Origin of the sequence: Comamonas piscis (assembly GCF_014109725.1) — a bacterium.
Classification (GTDB): domain Bacteria; phylum Pseudomonadota; class Gammaproteobacteria; order Burkholderiales; family Burkholderiaceae_C; genus Comamonas; species Comamonas piscis.
The window spans coordinates 3,935,013-3,956,014 of sequence record NZ_CP058554.1; the positions used below are offsets into that span (position 1 = coordinate 3,935,013).

General features: G+C 62.3%; 17 protein-coding genes and 1 tRNA gene. 11 read left to right on the forward strand and 7 right to left on the reverse strand.

Annotated features, from left to right (window positions below):
- Positions 1-61: 61 nt before the first annotated feature.
- Positions 62-2,947: a phosphoenolpyruvate carboxylase gene (ppc, locus tag HS961_RS17725; protein ID WP_182324257.1), complete on the reverse strand. Its 2,886-nt coding sequence runs from the start codon at positions 2,945-2,947 to the stop codon at positions 62-64.
- 181 nt (positions 2,948-3,128) lie between these two features.
- Between ppc and hemC the strand changes: the two genes are divergently transcribed.
- The 9 genes from hemC to galU all read left to right on the forward strand — a co-directional run bounded on the left by hemC (position 3,129) and on the right by galU (position 13,541).
- Positions 3,129-4,049, forward strand: coding sequence for a hydroxymethylbilane synthase (hemC, locus tag HS961_RS17730; RefSeq protein ID WP_182324258.1), 921 nt, complete (start codon positions 3,129-3,131; stop codon positions 4,047-4,049).
- 17 nt (positions 4,050-4,066) lie between these two features.
- Positions 4,067-4,903 carry a uroporphyrinogen-III synthase gene (locus HS961_RS17735; RefSeq protein WP_182324260.1) on the forward strand — a complete coding sequence of 279 codons (837 nt, stop codon included), beginning with the start codon at positions 4,067-4,069 and terminating at the stop codon, positions 4,901-4,903.
- On the forward strand, positions 4,900-6,039 hold the full coding sequence (locus HS961_RS17740; RefSeq protein ID WP_182324262.1) for a uroporphyrinogen-III C-methyltransferase: 1,140 nt from the start codon (positions 4,900-4,902) through the stop codon (positions 6,037-6,039). Before HS961_RS17735 ends, HS961_RS17740 begins: the two co-directional genes overlap by 4 nt.
- A gap of 3 nt (positions 6,040-6,042) precedes the next feature.
- Positions 6,043-7,329, forward strand: a complete 1,287-nt coding sequence (locus HS961_RS17745; RefSeq protein WP_182324264.1) for a heme biosynthesis HemY N-terminal domain-containing protein — start codon at positions 6,043-6,045, stop codon at positions 7,327-7,329.
- Positions 7,330-7,600: 271 nt separating this feature from the next.
- Positions 7,601-8,164, forward strand: a complete 564-nt coding sequence (locus tag HS961_RS17750; protein ID WP_182324266.1) for a cytochrome b — start codon at positions 7,601-7,603, stop codon at positions 8,162-8,164.
- A 31-nt stretch (positions 8,165-8,195) separates the two neighbouring features.
- Positions 8,196-8,771 (forward strand): YceI family protein, encoded by a 576-nt coding sequence (locus HS961_RS17755; RefSeq protein WP_182324268.1) that lies wholly within the window; start codon positions 8,196-8,198, stop codon positions 8,769-8,771.
- Positions 8,772-8,835: 64 nt separating this feature from the next.
- On the forward strand, positions 8,836-9,411 hold the full coding sequence (locus HS961_RS17760) for a YceI family protein (RefSeq protein WP_182324270.1): 576 nt from the start codon (positions 8,836-8,838) through the stop codon (positions 9,409-9,411).
- A 231-nt stretch (positions 9,412-9,642) separates the two neighbouring features.
- Positions 9,643-12,546 (forward strand): valine--tRNA ligase, encoded by a 2,904-nt coding sequence (locus HS961_RS17765; protein ID WP_182324273.1) that lies wholly within the window; start codon positions 9,643-9,645, stop codon positions 12,544-12,546.
- Positions 12,547-12,653: 107 nt separating this feature from the next.
- A complete protein-coding gene (galU, locus tag HS961_RS17770) occupies positions 12,654-13,541 on the forward strand; it encodes a UTP--glucose-1-phosphate uridylyltransferase GalU (RefSeq protein WP_182324275.1) in 888 nt (295 codons plus the stop codon).
- Positions 13,542-13,650: 109 nt separating this feature from the next.
- Here galU and HS961_RS17775 read toward each other — a convergent pair whose 3' ends face one another.
- Genes HS961_RS17775 through cysM form a run of 3 tightly spaced genes read right to left on the reverse strand, consistent with a single transcriptional unit; the run spans position 13,651 to position 15,496 of the window.
- A complete protein-coding gene (locus HS961_RS17775) occupies positions 13,651-13,878 on the reverse strand; it encodes a sulfurtransferase TusA family protein (RefSeq protein WP_027010629.1) in 228 nt (75 codons plus the stop codon).
- Between the two features lie 32 nt (positions 13,879-13,910).
- Positions 13,911-14,537, reverse strand: coding sequence for an NUDIX hydrolase (locus tag HS961_RS17780; protein WP_182324277.1), 627 nt, complete (start codon positions 14,535-14,537; stop codon positions 13,911-13,913).
- A gap of 47 nt (positions 14,538-14,584) precedes the next feature.
- Complete coding sequence (cysM, locus tag HS961_RS17785) at positions 14,585-15,496, reverse strand: cysteine synthase CysM (RefSeq protein ID WP_182324279.1); 912 nt, start codon at positions 15,494-15,496, stop codon at positions 14,585-14,587.
- 37 nt (positions 15,497-15,533) lie between these two features.
- Between cysM and HS961_RS17790 the strand changes: the two genes are divergently transcribed.
- A tRNA-Leu gene (locus HS961_RS17790) sits at positions 15,534-15,618 on the forward strand.
- 308 nt (positions 15,619-15,926) lie between these two features.
- On the opposite strand, the gene HS961_RS17795 is transcribed toward HS961_RS17790, so the two are convergent.
- From HS961_RS17795 to HS961_RS17805, 3 genes are all read right to left on the reverse strand, one after another.
- Positions 15,927-17,231 (reverse strand): hypothetical protein, encoded by a 1,305-nt coding sequence (locus HS961_RS17795; protein WP_182324281.1) that lies wholly within the window; start codon positions 17,229-17,231, stop codon positions 15,927-15,929.
- 214 nt (positions 17,232-17,445) lie between these two features.
- A complete protein-coding gene (locus tag HS961_RS17800; protein WP_182324283.1) occupies positions 17,446-18,627 on the reverse strand; it encodes a DUF11 domain-containing protein in 1,182 nt (393 codons plus the stop codon).
- A 348-nt stretch (positions 18,628-18,975) separates the two neighbouring features.
- Positions 18,976-19,266, reverse strand: a complete 291-nt coding sequence (locus tag HS961_RS17805; protein ID WP_182324285.1) for a hypothetical protein — start codon at positions 19,264-19,266, stop codon at positions 18,976-18,978.
- 609 nt (positions 19,267-19,875) lie between these two features.
- On the opposite strand from HS961_RS17805, the gene HS961_RS23535 reads away from it, so the two are divergent.
- A complete protein-coding gene (locus tag HS961_RS23535) occupies positions 19,876-20,991 on the forward strand; it encodes a DNA/RNA non-specific endonuclease (RefSeq protein ID WP_202883124.1) in 1,116 nt (371 codons plus the stop codon).
- The last annotated feature ends 11 nt before the right edge of the window (positions 20,992-21,002 follow it).

The window sequence follows — 21,002 nt, forward strand, 5'->3', positions numbered from 1 at the left end:
TTCGTCGTTTGTCAGGCTCCTTATCCGCCCGGTCCAGCAGTTCCGGCCTGCACCGGCTCCATCAACCGGTATTGCGCAACGCGGCAGCAATGCCGTTGATGGAGATATGGATGCCGGTCTTCACCCGCTCATTGTCTTCGCCATTGCGCCAGCGGCGGATCAGCTCCACCTGCAGATGGTGCAAAGGATCGATATAAGGGAAGCGGTGGCGGATCGAGCGCTCCAGCGCCGGGTTGTTGGCCAGGCGGTTGTCCTCACCAGTGATCAAGGCCAGGGCCTCGGCAGTGCTTTTCCACTCCACCTCAATCGCCTGGAACACCCGCTTGCGCAAGCGCGTGTCTGCCACCAGCTCGCTATAGCGCAGCGCCAGCGCCATGTCGCTCTTGGCCAGCACCATGTCCATGTTCGACAGCAGGGTGCGGAAAAACGGCCACTGGCGGTACATCTTCTGTAGCAGCGCCCACTGCAGCTTGGCGGTCTTGCCTTCCTGGTTCACAAAGGCCTGCACCGCCGAGCCAAAGCCGTACCAGCCGGGCAAGGTCAGGCGGCACTGGCCCCAGCTGAAGCCCCAGGGGATGGCGCGCAAATCCTCGATGCGCTGGCTGGCCTTGCGCGATGCAGGACGCGAGCCGATGTTCAGCTCTGCAATCTCGCGGATCGGCGTGGAGCTGAAGAAGTAGCTCTCAAAGCCCTTGGTGCCGTAGACCAGATCGCGGTAGGACGACATGCTGGCGGCCGACAGGTCAGCCGCCGCATCCAGAAACGCCTGGCTGGCTGGCTTGGTAGGCTGCAGCAAGGTGGCCTCCAAGGTAGCGGCCACCAAGGTTTCCAGATTGCGCCGGCCGATCTCGGGGTTGGCGTATTTGGAGGCAATGACTTCGCCCTGCTCGGTCAGCCGAATCTGGCCGCGCACGGTGCCCGGCGGCTGGGCCAGAATCGCCTGGTAGCTGGGGCCACCGCCCCGCCCCACGGTGCCGCCCCGGCCATGGAACAGGCGCAGCTGCACGGGGTTGGGCTGGCTCAGCTCGTCAAACAGGGCCACCAGCGCCAGCTCGGCCTGGTACAGCTCCCAGTTGCTGGTGAAGATGCCGCCGTCCTTGTTGCTGTCGCTGTAGCCCAGCATGATGTCCTGCTCGGCACCGCTGCGCTGGATCAGCGCGGCAATATGCGGCAGCGCATAGTACTCGCGCATGATGCTGGCGGCATGGCGCAGGTCGTCAATAGTCTCGAACAGCGGGCTCACGATCAGGGTGGCGCGCGATTGGCCATCGTTGATGCGGCCGTTCAGCAGACCCACCTCTTTTTGCAGCAGCAGCACTTCGAGCAGGTCGCTCACCGATTCGGTGTGGCTGATGATGTAGTGGCGAATGGCCTCCTGGCCATAGAGCTGCACCGACAGGCGGGCGCGCTCAAAAATCGCCATCTCGCTGATGCAACGGTCGCTGTAGGCAGCGCCCACCACGCGCAGCGGCCGGGCATCGCTCAGCAGCTGCAGCAGCAGCTCGCGCTTGGCCGTTTCGTTCAGCTGGCTGTAATCGGCCTGCAGGCCGGCGGTGGCCAGCAGCTCGGCAATCACCGCCTCGTGCTGGTCCGAGCTTTGGCGCAGATCGACGGTGGCCAGGTGGAAACCAAACACCTGCACCGCCCGGATCAGCGGCGACAGGCGCTGCTCGGCCAGCGCGCGGCCATGGTTGTCGCGCAGGGAGTCTTCAATCACGCGCAGGTCGGCCAAAAATTCCTCGCTGGCGGCATAGGGGTTTTGCGGCGCCACCGCATGGCGGGCGGCTTCGCCACCGCTCAGGTTTTTCAAGGTTGCGGCCAGGCGCGCATACACGCCAATCAGCGCGCGGCGGTAGGGTTCGTCCTCGCGGTGCTGGCTGGTGTCCGGCGAGCGTGCTGCCAGCGCCTGCAATGCAGCGGTGTTGCCCGCCAGGCGCTGGGACATCGACAGCTCGCCGCCCAGGTAGTGCACCTCGGTCAGGTAGTGGCGCAGCACCAGGTCGGACTGGCGGCGCAGCGCCTCTTGCAGGCTCTTGGCGGTGACGTTGGGGTTGCCGTCGCGGTCGCCACCAATCCACTGGCCCATGCGCAAAAAGGTGGCCAGATCGCGCTCGCCCAGCTCGCGCTCCAGCGCGGCATAGAGCTTGGGGATTTCGGTCAGGAAGGTAGCCTGGTAGTAGCTTAGTGCGTTGTCGATCTCGTCCTCGACCGTCAGCTTGGAGTAGCGCAGCAAGCGCGTCTGCCACAGCTGGGTCACCTGGGCACTCAGCTGCAGTTCGTTGTCGGCCAGCTGGCGCGGGGTCAGGGTATCCTTGCTGCTGTTGAAGAGCTGGGCGCGCTGGGCGATATCGTCACGCGCCACCAGCAAGGCGGCAATCGAACGCTCGGCATCCAGAATGCTCTTGCGCTGCACCTCGGTCGGGTGGGCGGTAAGCACGGGTGAGATGAGACTGTGCGCCAAGGTCTGCGCCACCGCTTTGACGGGAATGCCCGCCCAGCGCAGGCGCGCCAAGGCCACCTCGATGCTGCCCTCTTGGGTATTGCCAGCGCGCTCATGGATCTCGCGGCGGCGGATATGGTGGCGGTCTTCGGCCAGGTTCGCCAGGTGCGAGAAATAGGTGAAGGCGCGGATCACGCTGACCGTCTGATCGCCCGACAGACCCTTGAGCAAGGACTTGAGCGATTTCTCCGCATCCTGGTCGTCATTGCGGCGGTAGGCCACCGACAGCTGGCGCACCTGCTCGATCAGGTCAAAGGCGGCCTGTCCTTCCTGCTCGCGAATCACATCGCCCAGAATCCGGCCCAGAAGCCGGATGTCGTCCATCAAAGGCTGGTCCTTGTCTGCACGGCGGGCAACGGCCTGGGCGGGGGCGGGGCTGCTCGCCTTGGGTTTGCGCGCCGGGGGCTTGGTGACTGCGGAGGTGTCTTTTTTGCTGGCAGTGGTCATGGGCGAAGAGGGCAAAGTAGCAACGGGGGGCTGGACGCTTGATGCCGCTCAATGTCGCACTGCGCCAACAGCGGCGCTGCACATGCTAGCATCAGCCGCCTGTTGTGAACCGCTTGTTGACCACGTACCGTGCCCGGTCCCCGCTATGGATGCGCCCGTGCCTGTCGTGGCCCCTAATCCCATGAGCTCCTTGTCCCTGACCATCGCCACGCGCGAAAGCCAGCTTGCCCTGTGGCAGGCCGAACATGTGCAACACATCCTGCAGCGCCTGGGCCACCAGGTCAACCTGCTGGGGATGACCACCTTGGGCGACCAGATTCTGGACCGCACTTTGTCCAAGGTCGGCGGCAAGGGCCTGTTTGTCAAAGAGCTGGAGACGGCACTGGAGACCGGCCGTGCCGACCTCGCCGTGCACTCGCTCAAGGATGTGCCGATGGAGCTGCCACCGGGTTTTGCGCTGGCAGCCGTGCTCGAACGCGAAGACCCGCGGGATGCCTGGGTCTCCAACCACTACGCCAGCCTGCAGGATCTGCCCCAGGGCGCTGTGGTCGGCACCTCCAGCCTGCGCCGCCAGGTGCTGCTGCGCGCCTTGCGGCCTGACCTCGATATCCAGCCGCTGCGCGGCAATGTCAACACCCGCTTGCGCAAGCTCGACGAAGGCCAGTACGACGGCATCGTGCTGGCCGCCGCCGGCCTCAAGCGCCTGGCGATGGATGCCCGCATTCGCCATGCTTTCGATACCGATACCATGCTGCCCGCCGCCGGCCAGGGCGCGCTGGGCATTGAAGTGCGCAGCGACCGCCAGGATTTGCTGGACCTGTTTGCCGGCCTGGCCGATGCCCGCACTTGGCAGACGGTGACAGCCGAGCGTGCCGTGAGCCGCTGCATGGGCGGCAGTTGCTCCATGCCGCTGGCCGCGCACGGTGAATGGCAGGACGGCCAGCTCTGGCTGCGCGCCGCCTGGGGCGATGAAGCCAATCCCAACGCCCCCCTGGTGTCTGCCCAAGCCAGCGCTGCCGTCCACGACCTGGCTAGCGCCGATGCACTGGGCCTGCACGTGGCATCGCTGCTGCAGCAAGCGGGCGCACAGGGGCGCCGCTGAGCACCCGGTCCTTTGCCATGGCCCAGCCAAAGCACCGCATCATCATCACCCGTCCCCAGCCTGAAGCGGACGACTGGGTGGCCCAGCTGCACCAGCGGGGCCTGCTGGCCGATGCCCTGCCGCTGATCGCAATTGCCCCCGCCGATAGCCCCGCCCACCAGGCAGCCAGGATGCAGGCGCGCCAGCACTGGCAGCGCTATGGCGCGCTGATGCTGGTCAGCACCAATGCTGCGCGCTTTTTTCTGGACCCGGCCCTGGTGCAGGCGCTGGCCCAGCAACAGCGCAGCGCCCCCCACACCCGGCTGTGGTGCCCCGGCCCTGGCACAGCGCGCGCGGCCCAAGCCTTGGGTGTTCCCAGTGATCTGATCGACCAGCCCGCCACCGATGCCCCGCAGTTTGATTCCGAATCGCTGTGGACGGAGGTAGGCCCCCAAGCCGCTGCAATGGCGGCATCGGGCCTGCGGGTGTTGGTGGTGCGTGGCGCCAGCGCAGGCAGCGCGATTGACCAGCTGGTCAGCGGCTCGGGCCGCGAATGGCTGGCCCGCCAGTTGCAGGCGGCCGGTGTTGGCGTGGATTTTGTCGGCGTCTACGAGCGCCGGGCGCCCGCTTGGACAGCCGCGCAGCTGGCGCTGGCGACCGCGGCGCTGGCCGATGGCAGCGTCTGGCTGTTCAGCAGCTCCGAGGCAGTGATGCATTTAAGCAACAGATTCAACGCCGCCGCATTGGCGCCCGCGCAGGCGCTCACCACCCATGCACGCATCGCCCAGGCGACCCGCGAGGCAGGATTTGTGCATATCCAACAATGCAGGCCTGCGCTGGATGACGTTATAGCGTCGTTAGAATCAGCCCTATGACGCTGCCAGAGCACGCACCGAACCCCACGCCTTCCCACCCGGCCCCCGCCTCCAGCCAGGTCCACCCTGCTGGCAGCCGCATGCCGCAGACCTGGGTCTGGACGTCCGTGGCGCTCGGCGTGGCCGCCACCATCGCCATCATCAGTGCGGCCATGCTCTGGCAAAGGCTCAACAATATCCAGCAGCAGCTGGCACTGCAAAGCGCCGATTCACGCGGCCAGGCGGTAGAGGCCCGTACCCTCGCACGCCAGGCCGATGATGTCTCGCGCGACACCGCCTCGCGCATGTCGGTGATGGAAGCCCGTGTGGGCGAGGTGGCCCTGCAGCGCGGCCAGTTGGAAGAGCTGGTACACAGCCTCTCGCGCAACCGCGATGACAGCCTCGTCGGCGACATCGAAAGCGCTGTGCGCTTTGCGATGCAGCAAAGCCAGCTCAGCGGCAGCCCCGACCCTTTGGTCAGCGCCCTCAAGATTGCGCAGCAGCGCGTTACGGTCTCGGCCCAGCCGCGCCTGGCCCCACTGCAGCGTGCCATCGCCCGCGATCTGGACCGCATCGCGACCAGCAAATCGCTGGACACCGCCGGCCTGCTGGCGCGTATGGATGATTTGCTGCGCCAGATCGATGATCTACCACTGCAAAACGATGTGCTCGACAAAAATGCCCGCCGTGCGCCGCCGGCCCGCAACCGGGGCAGCCAGTCGCCCGCCCCGGCAGCAGCGAATGGCAGCGCCAGCACCCCAGCGGACGACAGCCCAGCCCCCAGCTGGTGGATGTCTGCGTTGAGCACCGCCTGGGGCGTGGTGCATGAGGAAGCCCGCAGCCTGGTGCGCGTGCGACGCATCGACTACCCCGATGCGGTGCTGCTCTCGCCCACGCAGGCGTTTTTTGTGCGTGAGAACCTCAAGCTGCGCATCATGAATGCCCGCATGGCCCTGCTGGGCCGCCAGATGAATGCCTCGCGCAATGACTTGGCCGCTTCCGCCGATGCCGTGCACAAGTACTTCGATGTCAGCTCGCGCCGTGGCCAACAGGCTGCGCAGCAGCTCAGCCAACTGCAACAGGCCATGCAGGATGTGGAGGTGCCACGCGCCAATGACACCTTGGCCGCATTGGCCACCGCCGCCGCAGGACGCTAAGCGATGAGAGCCGCACTTTGGTTGATTGGCCTGTTTGCCGTGGCAGTGGCCGCTGCGCTGTTTGCTGGCAGCAACCAGGGCAGCGTCACCCTGCACTGGCCGCCCTACCGCATTGATTTCTCGCTGAACATGGTCGTCGTGCTGCTGCTGCTGGCCTTTGTGCTGGTCTACGGCGCATTGCGCGGCGTCAGCGCCATGTTCGAGCTGCCCCGCCAGGCCAAGCGCTGGCGCATTCAGCAAAAAGAGCGCGCCATGCATGGCGCAGCGCTGGATGCCGTGACCCAACTGCAAGCCGGCCGCTTTGTGCGCGCCCGCAAGGCAGCGCTGTCGGCCCTGGCGCAGGAGCAAGCCTTGCAGGACAGCGGCGCCGCCATCCCCAACGGCTTGCAACTGCGGGTGCTGGGCCATGTGCTGGCGGCCGAGAGCTCGCACGCGCTGCAGGACCAGGCCCAGCGCGACCAGCACTGGGAGATGGCCATGCAGGAAGCCGCCACACCCCAGGCTAAAAACCTGCCTGAGCTGGCCGAAGGTACGCAGCTGCGTGCGGCCCAATGGGCACTGGACGACCACAACGCCCACGACGCCATTGAGCAGCTTGCGCGCCTGCCCCAAGGTGCCGCGCGCCGCACCCTGGCGCTGCGCCTCAAGCTCAAGGCCGCGCGCCAGTTGCGCCAGGCCTTGACGGCCTTGGACACCGCCCGACTGCTGGCCAAGCACCGGGCCTTTTCCGCGGCAGCGGCGCAAAGCATCATCAAGGGCTTGGCGACCGAACTGATCAACGACGCCCATGACCCCGAGCAGCTGATGCAGGCCTGGCGCAACCTGGATGCCAGCGAGCGCAGCCTGCCCGAGGTCGGTATCCAGGCCGCGCGCCGCCTGCAACAACTGGGCGGCAACCCGCAGCAGATGCGCGAATGGCTGTTGCCCGCCTGGGAGCGCTACACCAACAGCAACAATGGCCTGCCGAGTTTGCAAGCCGAGCGCCTGGTGCGCGTGCTGGAAGACAGCTTGGGCGCACTCGACGCCAGCTGGCTGGCCCGCATCGAAGCCGCGCAGCAGCGCCGCCCGCACGACGCCTATCTGCAGTACCTGGCCGGCTGCGCCTGCCTGCAGCGCCAACTCTGGGGCAAGGCCCAGCAGTGGCTGCAGCAGGCTGCGCCTTCGCTGCAAGAGGAATCGCTGCGCCGCCGCGCCTGGCAGCACCTGGCCCGGCAAGCCGAATACCGGGGCGATGCGGCAGCCGCCGCCCAGGCCTGGAAGCAGGCGGCTCTGGCCGGCGAACCGGGCTAACACCCAGCTAGCCCGACAGGCTTTGCGCAGGACGATATACAAGACGATACAAAGTCCTGCGCCGTCGCTGTTGTAAGCGCACCCCTGAAAGCGCGGGTCTGTGTCTGCTCAGCATATGCTTATGCGCATTGGTTCTGGAACCGACCAGGCCGCACCCGATCAATTCAATTAATTTGAACTTCGCCATCAATTGCGCTGAACTTCTACCGATTGATCCGCTCCTACACTCGCTTCAAACACTACCGCTGCATCCTTCGCTGCAGCGTTTTTTATGGCTACCACGACCAATAACACCCGCTATACCGGCACCGCGATCGCCCTGCACTGGATTCTGGCCCTGGCCCTGATTGGTATCTTTGCCTTCGGCCTGTACATGACCAGCCTGCCCTTCTCCCCCACCAAGCTCAAGTATTTCAACTGGCACAAATGGGCCGGCATGACGATCCTGATTCTGTCGGCCGTCCGCATCCTCTGGCGCTTTACCCACCGCCCGCCCGCCTTGCCTGAAGCCACCGCCCGCGCGATGCCCGCCTGGCAGCATGTGGCCCACCACGGTGTGCACCACCTGATGTATGCCTTGTTCTTTGCCGTGCCGCTGATGGGCTGGGTCTACAGCTCGGCAGCAGGCTTTCCCATCGTGCTGTTTGGCGTGATGCCCCTGCCGGATCTGGTGAGTCGCAGCCCCGAGCTGGCAGAAGCCCTCAAGCCCTGGCATGCTTACCTCGCTTACACGCTGGCAGCCTTGGTGGTCATGCATGTGGCGGCCCTGCTCAAGCACCAGCTGATTGACCGCGACGGCCTGCTCTCCCGCATGCTGCCCGGCCGCGCTTCTTAATTCCTTCCGTTTTTTACTGGAGTCTGATCTGATGTCCAAGCTCTCCCCAACCGCCCTGTTTGCTGCCGCACTGACCGCCGCAGCCTTTGCCGCCCCCGTGATGGCCCAGCAAGTGCTGGTGCCTGCGCAAAGCGCCGTCAACTTCGAAGCCAAGCAAATGGGCGTGCCGATCAAGGGCCACTTCCAGAAGTTCGATGCCAAGATCGCCTTCGACACGGCCAAGCCCGAAGCCAGCAAGATCCATTTCTCGGTCGACACCGGCAGCGCCACGATGGGCGTCAAGGAAACCGATGCCGAGCTGCCCAAGGCCGAATGGTTCAATGTCGCCAAGTTCCCGCAAGCCACCTTTGATTCCACCGCCGTCAAGGCGCTGGGCGGCGGCAAGTACCAGGTCGATGGCACCCTGACGATCAAGGGCAATGTCCAGAAGGTCAGCCTGCCCGTCACCCTGACCCAGTCGGGTACCACCACCACCGCTGCCGGCACCCTGCCCTTGAAGCGCCTGACCTACGCAATTGGCGACGGCGACTGGAAGGACACCTCGATGGTGGCGGACGAGGTGCAGGTCCAGTTCAAGCTGGCCCTCACTGGCGTCGGCAAGCTCTAAGCACGTTTCGCGATCTACGCTTTTTTTGTTTCCCCCTGTTCCCTTACCTTTAGGAGATACCTAGATGCGCACTTCCCTGATGGCCCTGGCCGCTGCTTCCCTGTTTGCCGGTGCTGTGCACGCGGCTCCAGCCACCTACGCGATCGACCCGACGCACACCTTTGCGACCTTCGAGATCGACCACAACGGCGCCAGCACCAACCGTGCCCGCTTCGACAAAAAAGAAGGCACCTTGACCCTGGACCGCGCTGGCAAGACCGGCTCGGTGGACATCAGCATCGACATCGCCTCGGTGAACTCCGGCACGCCCGGCTTTGACAAGCACCTGCAAAGCAAGGACATCTTCAACGTGGCCGAGCACCCCAAGGCCCGCTTCCAGTCCACCAAGTTCGTGTTTGATGGCGACAAGCTGGCTTCCGTTGAAGGCAACATGACCCTGTTGGGCAAGACCCAGCCCGTCACCTTCAAGGCTAGCAAGTTCAGCTGCTACCCCAACAAGATGCTGCAAGACCGCGAAGTCTGCGGTGGCGATTTCGAAACCACGTTTGACCGTACCGCCTTCGGCCTGGACTACGGCGTGAACTGGGGCGCTGCCAAGAACGTGCGCCTGGTGGTGCAGATCGAAGCCGTCAAGCAGTAAGCAAGTTTGAAACTGCCGGGCTCCTCTGCAGACGAGCCCCTGACTGCCAGCAGCCGATTGACGGCGGCTGGCAGTTTTTTTATGGCTGCCACCAGAGATGCAGGCCGCAGCCAAGCGGCACACAAGCCCACGCAGGCCGGTCATGGCCGCAGGCGGGCTAAAATCAGCCTATTCATTCCAAGCTATTCAACGGCATCTCGATCTGTGGTGCCGTTTTCCATTGATCACACCATGAGCGACACCAACAGCCAAGCGATCCCCCAACCAGGTCTCGATAGCCTGTCCAAGTCTTTTGAGCCGTCGGCCATTGAAGCCCAATGGGGCCCCGAGTGGGAAAAGCGCGGCTACGGCAACGCCGGCTATCGCGGCACCGGTGCGCCAAATGCGGAATCGGTGGCCGAGCAGCGCAATTTCTCGATCCAGCTGCCGCCCCCCAATGTGACCGGCACCCTGCACATGGGCCATGCGTTCAACCAGACGATCATGGATTCGCTCACCCGCTACCACCGCATGAAGGGCTACAACACGGCCTGGATTCCGGGCACCGACCACGCCGGTATCGCCACCCAGATCGTGGTGGAACGCCAGCTTCAGGCCGCCGGCCAAAGCCGCTATGATCTGGGCCGCGAGAACTTTGTCGCCAAGGTCTGGGAGTGGAAGGAACAGTCGGGCAACACCATCACCACGCAGATGCGCCGCATGGGCGATACCGTGGACTGGAGCCGCGAGTACTTCACGATGGACGACAAGCTCTCCAAGGTGGTGACCGAGACCTTCGTCAAGCTCTACCAGCAAGGCCTGATCTACCGTGGCAAGCGCCTGGTGAACTGGGACCCGGTGCTGCAATCGGCCGTGTCTGACCTGGAAGTGGAAAACCAGGAAAAAGACGGCTCGCTGTGGCATATTGCCTACCCGCTGACCAGCGGCGAAGGCCAGCTGGTGGTGGCCACCACCCGCCCCGAGACCATGCTGGGCGACGTGGCCGTGATGGTGCACCCCGAAGACCCGCGCTACCAGCACCTGATCGGCCAGACCGTGACCCTGCCGCTGGTGGGCCGCCAGATCCCGATCATTGCCGACGACTATGTGGACCGCGAGTTCGGCACCGGCGTAGTCAAGGTCACGCCTGCGCATGACCAGAACGACTACCAGGTGGGCCAGCGCCACAAGCTGCCGATGATCGTGGTGCTGACTCTGGAAGCCAAGATCAACGACGAGGCGCCCGAGAAATACCGTGGCATGGACCGCTTTGTGGCCCGCAAGGCCATCGTCGCCGACCTGGAAGCCCAGGGCCTGCTGATCGAGACCAAGAAGCACAAGCTGATGGTGCCCATCTGCGACCGCACCGGCCAGGTGATCGAGCCGATGCTGACCGACCAGTGGTTCATCGCGATGAGCAAGGTCAGCGACCAGGACCCCACTGGCAAGAGCATTGCGCAAAAGGCCATCGATGCCGTCGCCAGTGGCGATGTGCAGTTTGTGCCCGAGAACTGGGTCAACACCTACAACCAGTGGATGAACAACATCCAGGACTGGTGCATCTCGCGCCAGCTGTGGTGGGGCCACCAGATTCCCGCCTGGTATGACGAAGAAGGCAATATCTACGTGGCCAAGAACGAGGCCGAAGCCCAGGCGCAAGCGCCCGGCAAGGTGCTGCGCCGCGATGCCGATGTGCTGGACACCTGGTACTCCTCGGCCATGGTGCCGTTCAGCACCATGGGCTGGCCCGAGCAAGGCGATGCTGCCGATGACGACTTCAACCTCTACCTGCCCTCGTCGGTGCTGGTGACGGGTTACGACATCATCTTCTTCTGGGTCGCGCGGATGATCATGATGAGCACGCATTTCACCGGTCGCGTGCCGTTCAAGCATGTCTACATCCACGGCCTGGTGCGTGATGCGCAGGGCAAGAAGATGTCCAAGTCCGAAGGCAATGTGCTGGACCCGGTGGACCTGATCGACGGTATTGCGCTGGAGCCCCTGCTGGACAAGCGCAGCGTGGGCCTGCGCAAGCCAGAAACCGCGCCCCAGGTGCGCAAAAACACGCAAAAGGAATTCCCCGAAGGCATTCCCGCCTACGGTGCCGATGCGCTGCGCTTCACCTTTGCGGCGCTGGCATCGCTGGGCCGCTCGATCAACTTTGACAGCAAGCGCTGCGAAGGCTACCGCAACTTCTGCAACAAGCTCTGGAACGCCTCGCGCTTTGTGCTGATGAACTGCGAAGGCCATGACTGCGGCCTGCTGGAACACAGCAAGGACCAGTGCGCTAGCGGTGACTACCTGCAGTTCAGCCAGCCAGACCGCTGGATCGTCTCGCAACTGCAAAAGGTCGAGGCCGAGGTGGCCAAGGGCTTTGCCGAGTTCCGCCTGGACAACGTGGCCAACACGCTCTATGACTTTGTCTGGAACGAGTTCTGCGACTGGTACCTGGAGATTGCCAAGGTGCAGATCCAGACCGGCAACGACGCCCAGCAGCGCGGCACCCGCCGCACGCTGATCCGCACCCTGGAAACCATTCTGCGTCTGGCCCACCCGATCATCCCGTTCGTGACCGAGGAGCTGTGGCAGAAGGTTGCGCCGGTGGCCGGCCGTGCAGGCCCCTCGGTGGCGATTGCCGCCTACCCGCAAGCCCAGCCCGAGAAGATCGACGAAGCGGCCGTGGAGTACGTCGCCCGTATCAAGCAGATGGTGGACGCCTGCCGTGCGCTGCGCGGTGAAATGGCCGTGTCGCCTGCCCAACGCGTGCCGCTGCTGACGGTGGCTGGTTCGGCTGACGGTGCCGCCTTCCTGCGCGCCAACGCTGATGTGTTGAAGAACCTGGCCAAGCTGAGCGAAGTCAAGGTGTTTGACGACGAAGCGACCTGGGCTGCAGAGGCCCAGCACGCACCGGTATCGGTGGTGGGCGATGCACGCCTGGCGCTGTTTGTCGAGGTGGATGTGGAGGCCGAGAAGCTGCGCCTGGGCAAGGAGATCAAGCGCCTGGAGGGCGAGATCACCAAGGCCAACGCCAAGCTGTCGAATGAAGCCTTCTGCGCCAAAGCCCCTGCCGCGGTGCTGGAGCAGGAGAAAAAGCGCATGGCCGACTTTGGCGCCTCGGTGAGCAAGCTCCAAGAGCAGCTCCAGCGCCTCGCCTGAAACGGTCTGGGCCGGGCAGAAATCAGCACATAATGCCCGTTGACCCTGCACACAAAGGCGCAGCTTGCTGCGCCTTTGTCACACCCGAGTCTTGAAACCAGGTATTTATGACTACACCGACCCGTGTCCGCAAAGCCGTTTTCCCAGTCGCTGGCCTGGGCACCCGCTTTTTGCCCGCCACCAAGGCATCGCCCAAAGAGATGTTGCCCGTGGTGGACAAGCCCTTGATCCAGTACGCCGTCGAAGAGGCCTACGAGGCGGGCATCCGTGACATGATCTTTGTCACCGGCCGCAGCAAGCGCGCGATCGAAGACCACTTCGACACCGCCTATGAGCTGGAAAACGAGCTGGAAAACGCCGGCAAGCAAGCCATGCTGGATCTGGTGCGCAGCGTCAGCCCCGACGACATGAACTGCCTGTTTGTGCGCCAGCCGCGCTCGCTGGGCCTGGGCCATGCGGTGCTCTGCGCCGAACCGCTGGTCGGCAATGAGCCCTTTGCCGTGCTGCTGGCCGATGACTTGATGACCGGCATCCCCGGCGGACCCGGCGTGATGGCGCAGATGACGGCCGCTTTCTCCAAACAAGGCCGCTCCCTGCTGGCGGTGCAGGAAGTGCCGCTGGAGCACACCAAGCGCTACGGTATCGTCAAAGGTGAGCCGGCAGGCGGCCCGCTGATGCGCATTGACGAGATCGTCGAAAAGCCCGCGCCCGAGAAAGCCCCGTCCCGCATGGGTGTGGCCGGCCGCTATGTACTCACCCCCGGCATTTTTGACGAGATCCGCAACCAACCCAAGGGCGTGGGCGGCGAGATCCAGCTGACCGATGCGATTGAGCGCCTGATGCACAACGAAACCGTGTATGCCTACCAGTACAGCGGCAAACGCTATGACTGCGGCAGCAAGGAAGGCTTTTTGCAGGCCACGGTGGAGCTGGCCCTGCAGCACCCCGATGTCGGCGATGACTTCCGGGCGTTTTTGAAGAACCTGCAGTTCTGATCGCCTGCGCGGCTAAGACCGCTGCACACTTCCCCAAAAAACCAAGGCCTGCATTAAGCAGGCCTTGTTCTTTGAGCGCCGGAGAGCGCCAGCGCAGGCTTCAGCCGCCTCAGCGGCGGCGCAAGATGTGGATGAACTCCTCACCCACCGTCTGCTGCTCCACCAGCTCATTGCCGGTTTGCTTGGCAAAGGCCTGGAAATCGCGGATCGAGCCGGTATCCGTTGCCACCACCTTGAGCAGTTGCCCGCTCTGCATGGTGGCCAAGGCCTTCTTGGCTTTCAAAATCGGCAGCGGGCAGTTCAGCCCCCGCGTATCCACTTCCTGGTCAATATCCATCGTGTTCATTCGTTGTTGATAGCGCAGCTGGTTCAACCCAGGCGGGGTGCCACCACAAAGCGGGCATCCTCTTCCCAGTAGTTCACCGGCCATTTGGCGGGATCAGGGTCGGGGTTGGCGTTGTTGGGGCGGAAGGCGCCAAAGCGCACCGGCTCGCCCTTGCTCTTGACCCATTCGGCCATCGCATAACCCGTGCCAGAAGGCCAGCAAAGCACATCCTGCGCCGTCTTCCACTGGTATTCCACCAGTTCGGGCGACAGGCGCACATCCTCGGGCCGGCCAGCCACGCGCACATGGTAGGCAATCAACACCTGGTTCATGCGCAAAAACTCCCAGCAGCCAATCAGGCGCAAGGCCTTGGTCTGCAGGCCGGTTTCTTCCAGCACTTCGCGGGCAATGCCGGCTTCGGGCGATTCACCGGCTTCCATAAATCCGGTGATCAGACCAAACATGCCCGGCTGCCACATCGCATTGCGCGCCAGCAGCACCTGGCCCTGGTCATTCTCAACCACGGCAGCCAGCACCGGCGTGGGGTTGCCCCAGTGCGTCCAGCCACAGGCGGGGCAGCGCAAGCGGCTGACATCGCCGCTGTCCTCAGCCACCACCATCCATTCCAGCGCCGTGGCGCAGTTCAGGCAGAATTTCGTTTCGTATTGCATAGGGCTTTCATGCCAGCAGCCGAGCGCAAGCAGCTCGGCGTTCGCGTTCAGGCGGGAAACACGCCGGTGGACAGGTAACGGTCCCCCCGGTCGCAGACGACAAACACAATGGTAGCGTTGCGTTCGCGGCGCGCAATTTCCTGGGCGACATGGCAGGCGCCTGCGGCAGAAATACCAGCAAAAATGCCTTCATCACGGGCCAGACTGCGGGCCATGTCTTCGGCATCGTTCTGGGTCACATAGACCATCTCATCGACTGCGCTCGGGTCATAGATCTTGGGCAGGTACTCTTCCGGCCACTTGCGAATACCGGGAATGCGCGAGCCCTCGGTCGGCTGGGCGCCGATGATGCGCACGGCCGGGTTCTTTTCCTTCAAGTAGCGCGACACACCGGTGATGGTGCCGGTCGTACCCATCGCGCTGACAAAGTGGGTGATCTGGCCACCCGTCTGCTCCCAGATCTCGGGACCGGTGGTCTCGTAGTGGGCGCGCGGATTGTCCGGGTTGGCGAACTGGTCCAGCACAATGCCCTTGCCTTCGGCCACCATCTTGTCGGCCAGGTCACGGGCATATTCCATGCCGCCGCTCTTGGGCGTCAGGATCAGCTGCGCACCATAGGCCTTCATCGTCTGTGCACGCTCGATGGACAGGTCCTCCGGCATGATCAGCACCATGCGGTAACCCTTGATGGCAGCGGCCATCGCCAGCGCAATACCCGTATTGCCCGAGGTGGCCTCGATCAGGGTGTCACCGGGCTTGATCTCGCCCCGCTCCTGCGCGCGCTGGATCATCGACACCGCTGGCCGGTCCTTGACCGAGCCCGCCGGGTTGTTGCCTTCCAGCTTGCCCAGCACCACATTGCCATGGGTTGCGTTGTAGTCAGCACCGATACGCTGCAGGGCCACCAAGGGCGTCTTGCCGATCGCATCTTCAATCGTTGGGTATTTTTTGGAACTCATTATTTGTGCCATAATTGCGAGCTGCGATACAGACACAGCCCGGGTGGTGAAATTGGTAGACGCAGGGGACTCAAAATCCCCCGCCGCAAGGCGTGCCGGTTCGATTCCGGCCCCGGGCACCACACTCAAAGCCGTTAAGTTTAAACAACTTAGCGGCTTTTTCTTTGTCTGGCGTGGAGTGATACATGTCTTGGCGCTTGCGGTGGAGTGGGCTGGGCTCGTATAAAAACGATAGCAGCCAACATTCTAACCAGAGGGCAAGGCCCTTGCTACGTCGGTGTTGGGGCGCCGGCTGAGCACCCGATTTCCACATCGATGCACATCGCGACTGCCCCTACGCTTTCGCCATCACCCTGCGCCACATTGCAACGATGGCTACCGGTGCACCCGGCAGCCACCCAATACGACGATGGGCATCCGTTGAAATGGACTAGCCGCCATCTCCACTGCGAACAAAATCTGCCGCCTCTTTGGCGATTTCCCGGACTGCGCCTTCCCGAACTGCATCAAAGCGAACGGTATTGTTCCTAGAGCAAAATTCTTGAACCACCGGAGGAACGGTGTCAAGCGTGCCTTCTCCACCAAATACATTGCGGTAGCGAAGGTTGCTGCATTCGACTTTCTCTGCGCTTCTCTTGCCTGCAATCACCTTGGCCTTCCTGGATTGGCTATCGCGAACGTTCATGCTCCAGTTCAAGTCGTATTTGGTGGTTGTGTAGTCGAACAGGACGCTGGCGTTTCTGGGGATAAAGAGCAGGGTTGCAAAATCCAGTTGCGAGACCGTCTGCGTCTGAACGGCGGGAGCACCCTCACGCTCGCTAAAACGCAGCCTGGACAGGGTGAGGGTTCGCTTGGCTTCGTCGTCAATACTGATCCACTCATTGGACTTGGGCAGCTCGGTGGCCAGCTCATCCACGAAAGGATCATCGCTTTCAGACGTGACGCGCAGCTTGGTCTCACGCCTCTGCATCTCGGCGACGATAGTCTTTGAAAACTCATCCTTGCCATAGGCGGTGAGCTGCTCCCTACTCAGCGATGGCGATTGAAAGTGCTTCACCACCAATGCGCGCAATTCGGCATCTTTGGTGTCGGAATAAGCACCCATCACGGTGTTCAGAGCTGAGCTGCCCTTGTCTTCAGCCAACAGCTTTGAAGCCTGTATTCGCAATTGTGGCAGAAGCATTTGCGCTTTCTCCGGGCTCTCGGCTTTTACAGAGCGGTAGACGCCCACATAGTCCGCAAAGGCCTTCAACTTGCCATCCAGTGCATGCTGAAATTCAACATTCTTTGCTTCTGCAACCAGCTCCGGCAGCTTGGGATAAGCGCGCTTTACCCGATCGCTGACATCTTTTTGGAGCACGATGTTGCTAGCAATCTGGCGCCCCAGCGCGAGCTCAACCTTCTCGGCACCGGCTTCGGACAGCAAGCCTGTCTCTTTGGCTCGATCCAAGTAGAGCCTTCTGTTCAGAAAGTAAGTCTCAGATTCGCCGATTTGATTCAACGGAGAAAGCGTTTGGGCGAGAAACTCATTTTGGAAGTTTGGACCTGCAGCTTCCTTGATGCGTTGCGCCGCCTTTTTGACTTGATCAGCAGGTGCAGGGTTGTGGTACATGCTGACCGAGTAAAAAGCCGTGGCATAGGCCTTACTCTCAATCGCTCCATCAACATAGCTCGTAGCACAAGCCGATAACAGAGCGCTCACAATTACTGCCAATGCAAGCTTTCCCAATCGCATACCTTTTCCTTTTAATGACCGCAATTACATACCTTAACAATCATTTTCCGCTCGGAGGGGCTGATGGACCTCTCCTTGAAAAGGCGAGGCTATTTTCTTGAGATACCAGCCAACCTGAGGCAAATGCTGCCATTGCAAGACTTCTCACTGCGCGCTACCGGCACAGCAAAAAGCCCTCACCAGGAGGGCTGCATCCACGCACTGGCCAGAACATTTACTCTTCGGTCCTTGGCGAGTTTCCGTCCCTGCGGCGCCAAGCCATAAAACCGAAGGCTGCCGTCAATGCCGCCAGTGCGCTGGCGCCCAATACAGGAACCGGGGCTGGGGCAGGCATGACGACAGGCGGATCTGCAGGCGTCAAGCGCGTGTAATTGGGGCTGACATTAGCGGAGCACCCCGTGGTGGCCGAGCACACTCCGCCGGCACCTGGCGTGATGGTGGCGGTATTGTCCAAGCTAGCCAGACCCGTGACGGTGCCTGCCAAGCTGAACACCAGGCTGGATTGGGCGGGCAAATCAAACACCGCATCGCCGCTGACCGGACTAGGACACACGGCGCTTCCCGCCCCTGCAGTGCAGGACCAGACGGGGTTGTTCACACCCGCAGGCAGCGCGTCTGCCAGCGTCAGACCACGGGCATCCACCAACCCCTGGCTGCTGACCGTGATGCTGTAGCGGATCGCATCTCCAGGTAGATAGCTGGCCTTGTCCGCCGTCTTGGTGATGCTGATCGGAGACACGGAACAGACGGACTCACCCGCAGTGTGGGCGCGCGCCAAAAAGCCTGCCGCCCAGCCGGTGTCAGCGGTGCTGAACACCAAGGTGTTGAGGCCCGCTGTCCAGCCACTGTTCAGCGCCGTGTACACCCCCATGCCAAACCCGTTGGGCGAGAAAGGCGACACTGCCACACCATTCACGTACGCGGCAGTGGCTACGTCGTCGCCCATGTATTCGAGCGCGATGCTGAGGGCGGAAGGAGGCACTTCTGGCGACAGATTGAACTGCATCCGGTAGTGGTTGTAGGTGGGGATCGCACTGGGCGTGGGGCGGGGCCACCAGTTTCCTGACCAAGATTGGTTGAAAGCACCGTTCACGCTCGAAAAGCCCGGACTGAGCCATTGGGCATCGCTGAAGGTCACCCAAGCGGGATCGACCGTTCCCGGGGTATAGGCCTGGGCCCAGGAAGCCGTATCTGGCGGCGGTGTTTGAGGGGTGGGCGTGTATTCCTTGAACTGGCTCCAGATGCGATCGGGCTGGGCAAGTCCCAATTTTGTGCCGTCGACAACTCCCGTATTGAGCTCCGAGACCAGGCTCGAACAAGACAAGGTGGGAACCGTCTGCGCGAAAGCAGACAGGGTGCAGGCAGTTGCTGCAACGGCCAAAAGGTGCTTTTTCATGGCTGAAAGGAAGATGGTGAGGATCGGCTCTGCCAGCTTGCGACGGGGCGGAACAACCAACATTTCCAAAACCAGAGTCGACGCCAATAGAGAAACTTATTGTCACATATTTAGGCAATAAGTGTTAGTTTTAGTTACAAGGATGTTGGAAATGTCTTTTTTTGGAGCGGCGTCGTGCAGCACACGGCAGGGAGACTCAGCGATCCGGGCAGAGCTACTGGTTCAAGCTTGGTGGGCAAAGGCGATGACAGGGCTTCAGGTCCCTGTGTTGAACCCTCGCCAAGTGGGATGGACGCGGATCGCCCGAGACCGCGCTCAGATCATGGCAGGGATTGTCGCAGAGGGTCCTTAAAGCCCACTGACATTATCATCCCCACCCGATTTAGCCCTCCCACCCATTTGCTCGTCATAAAACTGCCCCAGCCCCAGGCTACCCACATCGCGGCGCAATTGGATGTCGTAGATAAAAATCTTGTTGAATACCCGGTCCAGGCGCACATACTGGTAGGTGGCCACCGTGGTTTCATTGACCACTAGCTTGATGGGATCCGTTCTGTACACACCGAAATGGCTGGTGGGCCGGAGTTTTATCTTAGAAAACGGCTCTGACGACAAATACACGTAGACAGGGGTGTACATTGAGTAAATATTGTCTTTGCGAATTAGGAGCAGCAAATACCGTTTGCCGCCCATTATCTGCAATGCCTTTCATACCTCTGCACTGATTTACTGCTTCAGTGCGCGAAGTACCAAATGGCATGGATGCAGCGATTAACTCTGCGCTAACACTTAGCTATAATTGATAGCTATATCATATTCGATCAAATCTATTTGTGCTTGGCGATATATGGGAGTTTGCAGTTGTTTGCTATTTGCAAGGGACTTAAGGGACCCTCTGCAAAACTCCCTGCCGTGGTCTGAACGCGGTGTCGGGCGATCCGCGTCCATCCCGCTTGGCGAGGGTTTTGCAGCGCATCCCAAGGTTTTCTCTGACCGCGGGCAGGGAGCGGCCTGTTCGGCGCTGCGCTTTGCACGGCGATGCAGCCCTCCCCAGCGGCGGGCGCTACAGCGCAACATGTGCCATATTTTTATACAGTAGCCTTCAACAGCAACCTTTGAGCATGTTTAGCTTTTAGGCATCTGCAGTGCTGAATAGTTAGCTTAAAAATTCATAGCATTTGCCCAGTCCCAGGTAGCAATTTACGCCACAATACTGCAGTTGTCTTGCTGTGCGGGTTGACTACCCGCATGCCCTGGTTGTTGTCGTTCATGGCCTGTCCTCCTCCCCGTTCCACCAAGCGTTCCGCCAAAAAGAAGAAAGCATCCTCGTCGGCTCCTGGTCTGCTGCGCGGCTTGTTGCGTGGGCTGGTCGGCAAGGGGGCGATTGCAGCTTATGGGGCAGTCGCAGCACTGGCCTCGGCTGCCTATGTGCCGCAGCTCGACCAGGCACGGCAATGGGCCATCAGCAGCAGTACCCAGTGGTTGCAGCAACAGGCACCGGTGCAAACGCTGCAGCACTGGCTGGCGCAGATCCAGGGCACGGCCACAGATTGGCAAGGCCGCTTTGTCGAGATTGCCCGGCAAAGCCGGGGTGGCGCGGCGGATGCCGGTGCCGGCCAGGCGGCCTCTCCCTCATCGGGGGCGCCAGCCAACAGCGCAGCGCAGTCGCCCCGCGCAGGCAACAGCGACAAAGGTAGCCAAGGCTTTTCCGACTGCGCCGAGCAGTTGCCCGCGAGCGCCCCACTCAGCGCCACTAGCGTGGGCCGCAGCTGGATGCCCGTCACCTTGTGCTCCACCGGGTTTGCGGTGCTGTACTCAGGACTGTCCAAAACGCCGATCGTCACGGTCGAGCGCTTGAGCCGCCAGCGCTTGCAAAATGCCGCCGGTCTGCAGCGCACCGACCACTTCTATGCCGATGCGCGCCTGCGCGCCGCCTACAAGGCCGAGCTGTCCGACTACCAGGCCAGCGGCTATGACCGGGGCCATATGGCGCCTGCGGCGGACCAAAGCAGCGTTACGGGCATGGCACAGTCGTTTGCGCTGTCCAACATGGTGCCCCAGGACCCGACGCACAACCGCCAGGTGTGGTCCAAGCTCGAAGCCGATGTGCGCAAGTACGCCAAACGCGCGCGCGGCAATGTGTTTGTCTACACCGGGCCGCTCTTCGAAGGCCAAACCCCCACCATTGGCCGCAACCAAGTCTGGGTACCCAGCCATTTGTACAAGCTGGTGTTTGATGAGCAGCAGCAGCGCGCCTGGGCCTGGGTGCTGCCCAACCGGGCCGATGTGCAGCTGGGCGCGCCTATGAGCTATGCCCAGTTTGTGCAGCGGACGGGGCGCAATTTTCTGCCCCATCTGCACTGAGCGCCCTCGCC

What these genes read in the sequence shown, in the direction of transcription:
- ppc (WP_182324257.1), bottom strand. Translation starts at nt 2,947, where the DNA reads ATGACCACTGCCAGCAAAAAAGACACCTCCGCAGTCACCAAGCCCCCG.
- hemC (WP_182324258.1), top strand. Translation starts at nt 3,129, where the DNA reads ATGAGCTCCTTGTCCCTGACCATCGCCACGCGCGAAAGCCAGCTTGCC.
- HS961_RS17735 (WP_182324260.1), top strand. Translation starts at nt 4,067, where the DNA reads ATGGCCCAGCCAAAGCACCGCATCATCATCACCCGTCCCCAGCCTGAA.
- HS961_RS17740 (WP_182324262.1), top strand. Translation starts at nt 4,900, where the DNA reads ATGACGCTGCCAGAGCACGCACCGAACCCCACGCCTTCCCACCCGGCC.
- HS961_RS17745 (WP_182324264.1), top strand. Translation starts at nt 6,043, where the DNA reads ATGAGAGCCGCACTTTGGTTGATTGGCCTGTTTGCCGTGGCAGTGGCC.
- HS961_RS17750 (WP_182324266.1), top strand. Translation starts at nt 7,601, where the DNA reads ATGGCTACCACGACCAATAACACCCGCTATACCGGCACCGCGATCGCC.
- HS961_RS17755 (WP_182324268.1), top strand. Translation starts at nt 8,196, where the DNA reads ATGTCCAAGCTCTCCCCAACCGCCCTGTTTGCTGCCGCACTGACCGCC.
- HS961_RS17760 (WP_182324270.1), top strand. Translation starts at nt 8,836, where the DNA reads ATGCGCACTTCCCTGATGGCCCTGGCCGCTGCTTCCCTGTTTGCCGGT.
- HS961_RS17765 (WP_182324273.1), top strand. Translation starts at nt 9,643, where the DNA reads ATGAGCGACACCAACAGCCAAGCGATCCCCCAACCAGGTCTCGATAGC.
- galU (WP_182324275.1), top strand. Translation starts at nt 12,654, where the DNA reads ATGACTACACCGACCCGTGTCCGCAAAGCCGTTTTCCCAGTCGCTGGC.
- HS961_RS17775 (WP_027010629.1), bottom strand. Translation starts at nt 13,878, where the DNA reads ATGGATATTGACCAGGAAGTGGATACGCGGGGGCTGAACTGCCCGCTG.
- HS961_RS17780 (WP_182324277.1), bottom strand. Translation starts at nt 14,537, where the DNA reads ATGCAATACGAAACGAAATTCTGCCTGAACTGCGCCACGGCGCTGGAA.
- cysM (WP_182324279.1), bottom strand. Translation starts at nt 15,496, where the DNA reads ATGAGTTCCAAAAAATACCCAACGATTGAAGATGCGATCGGCAAGACG.
- HS961_RS17795 (WP_182324281.1), bottom strand. Translation starts at nt 17,231, where the DNA reads ATGCGATTGGGAAAGCTTGCATTGGCAGTAATTGTGAGCGCTCTGTTA.
- HS961_RS17800 (WP_182324283.1), bottom strand. Translation starts at nt 18,627, where the DNA reads ATGAAAAAGCACCTTTTGGCCGTTGCAGCAACTGCCTGCACCCTGTCT.
- HS961_RS17805 (WP_182324285.1), bottom strand. Translation starts at nt 19,266, where the DNA reads ATGTACACCCCTGTCTACGTGTATTTGTCGTCAGAGCCGTTTTCTAAG.
- HS961_RS23535 (WP_202883124.1), top strand. Translation starts at nt 19,876, where the DNA reads ATGCCCTGGTTGTTGTCGTTCATGGCCTGTCCTCCTCCCCGTTCCACC.